The 1,590-nt window shown below is 70.8% G+C and carries 2 protein-coding genes; one reads left to right on the top strand and one right to left on the bottom strand.

All coding sequences use genetic code 11. The features are described from left to right. On the bottom strand, window positions 1-1,140 hold a 1,140-nt coding region (locus IY392_RS18540), incomplete at its 3' end, for an MFS transporter (RefSeq protein ID WP_194862014.1). Window positions 1,141-1,254: 114 nt separating this feature from the next. Between IY392_RS18540 and IY392_RS18545 the strand changes: the two genes are divergently transcribed. After that, window positions 1,255-1,590: helix-turn-helix transcriptional regulator (locus IY392_RS18545; protein WP_309234217.1), on the top strand; the 336-nt coding region annotated here is incomplete at its 3' end.

Raw genomic sequence — 1,590 nt, forward strand, 5'->3', positions numbered from 1 at the left:
GGCGAAGGCCACACCCGCGCCCACGAGGAGGTAGGCGATCAGCAGCACCGCCAGGTTCATCCCGGCCGCGAGCGAGGCCAGGCAGAGGCCTCCGGCGGAGAGCAGGACGCCGGCGAGCACGAGCGGGAGTCGCGGCCCGGTCCGCCCGACCAGGTACCCCGACAGCGGGGCGAAGAGCGTCGCGCCGACGGCCATCGGCAGGGTCGCCACGCCGGCGGCCGTCGGGGTCCACCCCTCGGCCCCCTGGAGGAGCTGCGTGGTCATCAGCAGCGTCATGCTGAACGCGACAAAGACGACGAAGGCGCCGACCACCGCGCCGGTGAAACTCGCGCGACGGAACAGGGCCGGTTCGATGAGCGGCTCGCGGCGACCGGACTCGATCGCGATGAACGCGGCGAGGGTCACCGCCAGCACGCCGTAGCCGACGAGCGCAGCCGAGGCGGTCCAGCCGGTTCGTGGCCCCTCGATCAGCAGGCCCACGGCCACGACGAGAAGCACGATGAGCAAGGCCTGCCCGGGCGCGTCGATCCGTCGGATGTGCTGCCCGCGCGATTCGGGGACCACGAGCGCCACCAGCACGAGGGCGAGCAGCACGACGGGGACGTTGATCCAGAACACCGCACGCCAGTCGAACGAGGAGATCAAGACCCCACCCGTGACAGGGCCGGCCGCCATGCTGAGCCCGAAGATCGCTCCCCAGATACCGATCGCCGTGGCCCGCTCGCGCGGGTCGGTCATCACGTTCACGACGATCGCCAGCGCGACCGGGGTCAGCATGGAGGCGCCGACGCCCTGGACGGCCCGCGCGGTGATGAGGACGCCGAGGGTCGGCGCGGACGCACACGCCAACGAGGCGATTCCGAACACCACCAGACCGGTCGTGAACACCCGGCGGCGGCCGACGCGGTCTGCCAGGGCGCCCGAGGTGATCAGCAGAGCCGCAAACACCACCGTGTAGGCGTCCACCACCCACGACAACCGGTCAGCTCCCACGCCGAGAGCCCCGCCGATCTCTCCCAGTCCGATGGTCACGATCGTGGTGTCCACTCCCACCAGGAACAGCGCGAAGCCGCACACCGCCACCACCGCCCACCGGCGGCGACTCGGTGCAACGGGAGCGGGGACAGTCGTCTGGATCACGCGGACACCAGCCTTTCCACAGGGGCGATCGTTCGCGGTCAATGCTTGCGGGCCCCTGCCCGGTGCTCCCAGGACTTTTGCGGAATCTGCAAAGATGAGGAGGTGCACGCGGAGGTGTCGAGGATCATCGAGGCGATCGGACCCCGTCTGCGTGCCCTCAGGACCAGCCGCGGACTCACGCTGGGCGAGCTGGCGGAGCAGACCGGCCTGTCGGTCAGCGCCCTGTCCCGACTCGAGACCGGCCACCGACAACCGACCCTGGACCTGCTCATCCCGCTCGCTCGGGCTCACCGGGTGGCGCTCGACCGACTCATTGCCGCGCCCGCCACCGGCGACCCCCGGGTGCACCTCGAACCCCACCAGCACACCGGCGGTGGCGTGATCGTGCCTCTGACCCGCTACCCCGGACGGGTTCAGGTCTTCAAGCACATAGTCGGTCCCCGCGAACCC

The sequence above is a fragment of the Dietzia sp. SYD-A1 genome (assembly GCF_015356725.1).
In the GTDB taxonomy this organism is placed as follows: domain Bacteria; phylum Actinomycetota; class Actinomycetes; order Mycobacteriales; family Mycobacteriaceae; genus Dietzia.